Origin of the sequence: Streptomyces olivaceoviridis, from assembly GCF_014650115.1 — a bacterium.
Classification (GTDB): domain Bacteria; phylum Actinomycetota; class Actinomycetes; order Streptomycetales; family Streptomycetaceae; genus Streptomyces; species Streptomyces olivaceoviridis.
The window spans coordinates 1-820 of record NZ_BMUI01000113.1; the positions used below are offsets into that span (position 1 = coordinate 1).

An 820-nucleotide genomic window follows, 5' to 3' on the forward strand; every position below is an offset into this window, starting at 1 on the left:
CAAACTTTGCTCTGATTTTTCATTTCATTCATAGCCAACGGGGACGGAACAGGTAACACGGAACGGTAGCGGCGTCACATCTAACGGTAGCCAGAACATCTCGGAACCTACGCGATGGAGCGAGATCTAGGGTACTCGGGAGGCGAGCGATAACACTTTTGGTAGACAGGTAAAAAAAGGATCGGTAACTAGGATAACTGGCCAGCGAGGGGCCCCACCATTCACTCCCTCCAGTTGCCGCCGCCGGAGCCGCCGCGGCTGCCGCCGTAGCCGCCGCCGCCGCCGCCGCTGCCGTAGCCGCCGCCGCCCTCACGGCTGCCGTAGCCACCGCCGCCGCCGCTGCGGCCACCTCCGTAGCCACCGCCGCCGCCGCCGTAGCCGCCGCCGCCTCCTCCTTCACGACGCTGGCCGCCGTAGCCGCCGCCGCCGCCGCCGCCGCCGAAGCCGCCGCCGCCGCCGCCGGAGCGGCGGGACTGGGCCTCGTTGACGGTGATGTTGCGGCCGTCCAGGTCCTGGCCGTTCATGGCCTCGATCGCCTGGCGCATCGCCTCGTCCGACGCGAAGGTGACGAACCCGAACCCGCGGGAACGGCCCGTCTCCCTGTCAGTGATGATCTTGGAGTCGATGACGTCGCCGTACTTGGAGAAGGCGTTCTGGAGGGACTGGTCGTCGGTGGCCCAGGCGAGGCCGCCCACGAAGCAGCGGTACTCGACGTCCGCCATTCCTTCCTCTTCCCCGCTACTAAACCCTAACGAACCGAACGGAACCGAACCGGACCGGGAACCGAGGACTGAGTGGGGAGGAGAAGCCAACCCCTGAG

1 protein-coding gene is annotated in these 820 nt (G+C 66.8%); it reads right to left on the reverse strand.

Annotated elements, in window-relative coordinates:
• Nucleotides 1-221 precede the first annotated feature (221 nt).
• On the reverse strand, nt 222-722 hold the full coding sequence (locus IE273_RS45575) for an RNA-binding protein (protein WP_189820555.1): 501 nt from the start codon (nt 720-722) through the stop codon (nt 222-224).
• Nucleotides 723-820: the final 98 nt, after the last annotated feature.